Below are 2,281 nucleotides of genomic sequence, written 5' to 3'. Positions count from 1 at the left end.
CCCTGTTGCCGTCGCCCGCGGGGAGGTTGCCGCGGGCGGCGGGTTTTCTTCCTACGGGTCAGAGGACCGGGTTCCAGCCGTCGGTGCCGGCCAGGTAGGCGCGCGCCGTGTGGGAGGCGGCCTGAGCGGCGGTCAGCTGCGGGCGGTCCGCGCCGGCGCCGGCCCCGGGCCCGGTGTTGGCGTACTCGGCGAAGCGGGCGGACCGCCAGGAGTACCCGTGCATGTCCGTCCACGGCGCCTTCTTGACCGCCGCGGGCAGCACGGTGTTGCGGACGACGAACTGCCCGACCGCGGTCGGCCCGGTGCGCCAGGGCCGGCCGAGGTGGAAGGTGCCGGGCGCGGCGGTGCTGCTGATCGTGCTGTCGGTGACGAGGATCCCGTACGGCTTCGCGGCGTCGGTGTCGGGCGCGGCGAGGTAGCCGTTGCTGCCGCCGGCGGCGGCGCCGCGGTCCCGCAGGGTGATGTTCACGTGGTCGTAGACGGCGGTCGCGTTGCCGAAGAGGAAGTCCACGTCGCCCGCGACGAAGCAGTGGCGGAAGTACTGCCGGTACTGGCCGGTGGCGGCGGGCGCCCAGTTGAGCACGGTGTCCTGGTGGCCGATGAAGCGGGAGTTCAGGTACTGCTGGCGGTCGCCGCGGGCGGCCAGGGCGACGGCCTGGGTGGCGGTGGTGCCCGGGTGGGCGGACCGCTCGAAGGTGTTCTGCACGGTGAGGCCGGTGACGGTGGTGCCGTCGGCGGAGACGGTGAGGGTGGCGCTGCCCTCGGTGCCGTAGGTGCCGCCGCCGGGCTTCGGGGTGCCGGCCGCGTTGTCGTACGCGAGGACGACGTCCTCGGCGTTGCCGGTGGCGCCCTTGAGCGTCAGGCCCTTCTTGGCGGCCGGGACGTTCACCGTCTCGCGGTAGGTGCCGCGGGCGATCAGCACGGTGTCCCCGGGTGCGGCGGCGTCGACCGCGGACTGCACAGTCCGGTGCGCGGCGGAGCCGTCCGCGGCGACCGTCAGGACCCGGCCGGTGGCCGGGGCGGCGGTGCCGTTCTCGGTGAGCACGCCGGCGCCGGCCTGCTTCGGCAGCCGGTCCGGCAGCGCGGCGGCGGGCTCCAGCCCGGCGGAGAGGGCCGGCCGCCAGGAGGCGGTCGGCCTGATCTTCTTGGTGTTGGCGGCGTTGTACGCGGCGACCAGGTCGGCCACCGCGCCGTCGACCAGGTTGCCGCTGCCCGCGAACGCCCCGGTGCCGTCGCCGCTGAGCAGTTGGGAGACCTTCCGGTCGGCCGACAGCCGCCAGTGGTTGTTCTCCGCCACGATCTGCGCGCCGGCCCGGGAGTTGACGCTGTAGCCGTGCGCGTAGCCGTCGAGCGGCGCGGTGTCGTAGTAGTTGTCGTAGAGGTGGATCTGCCCGACCCGGGCGAGCGGGGCGCGCTGCACGACGCCCTGGAAGACGTTGTGGTGCAGGGTGACCCGCAGTCCGGTGTCCTTGTCGCTGCTGCCGATCAGCATCGTCTTGTCGTGGTCGGCGAAGCGGTTGTAGGAGGCGGTCACCAGGTCGGAGCCGTTGGTGATGTCCAGCGCGCCGTCGTGGACCTGGTACTCGCGGCCGAACCGGGTCGGGTTGGCCGCGTCGAGGTGGGGCGCGTCGGAGAAGGTGTCGTGGTCGATCCAGACGTGCGTGGCACCGCGCAGCGAGACGGCGTCGTAGGCCGAGTTCCAGTTGCCGGTCGGGCCGTCCGTCGGGTCCCACTGCGGGAAGCAGTCGCGGACGTCGGTGAGGGCGAGGTTGCGGACGATCACGTCCTGGGCGTTCTTCACCGTCAGGTTGCCGCCGGTGATCCCGGCGCCGGTGCCCGGCACGCCGACGATCGTGGTGTGCGAGGGGACGCCGAGGACGACCCGGGCGGCCTGCCTGGCCTGCGCGGCCCGGCGGGCGTCCTCCTGTCGGCCGGAGGGCAGCTTCGTCCGGCCCCGGACGGCGGGGTCGTAGGCCTTGGCGTACGCGGCGTCCGAATAGCCGGTGCCGGCCGCGTAGTCGGCGCAGCCGAGCGCCCGGCCGGTGTCGTCGGTGTTGGCGTCGATCACGCCCTTGACCCGGATGATCCGAGGTGCGCCCGCGGGCCCGGCGGCCAGTGCCTTCGCCAACTCGGCGCGGGTGGTGACGGTGAAGGTGTGTGCGGCGTCCGCCGAGCGGCCGCCCGTCGTCCCGGCGCCCTCCGCCGCCCAGCCGTCCCGGGCGGGCAGGACGGCGTGGCCGAGGGCGGCGGGCGCCGCGGGGGGGGGCGGGCCCCCCGGGGG

The 2,281-nt window shown here is 74.7% G+C and carries 2 pseudogenes; both read right to left on the bottom strand.

What is annotated here, in order from left to right:
* Positions 1 to 58: 58 nt before the first annotated feature.
* Positions 59 to 985: pseudogene (locus ABD353_RS40440) on the bottom strand (pectinesterase family protein); the annotation flags it as partial.
* A 51-nt stretch (positions 986 to 1,036) separates the two neighbouring features.
* Positions 1,037 to 2,281, bottom strand: a pseudogene (locus ABD353_RS40435) (pectate lyase family protein); the annotation flags it as partial.

It is taken from the genome of Kitasatospora arboriphila, assembly GCF_039528095.1.
GTDB lineage: Bacteria > Actinomycetota > Actinomycetes > Streptomycetales > Streptomycetaceae > Kitasatospora > Kitasatospora arboriphila.
This window is presented reverse-complemented; position numbering and strand designations above follow the sequence as displayed.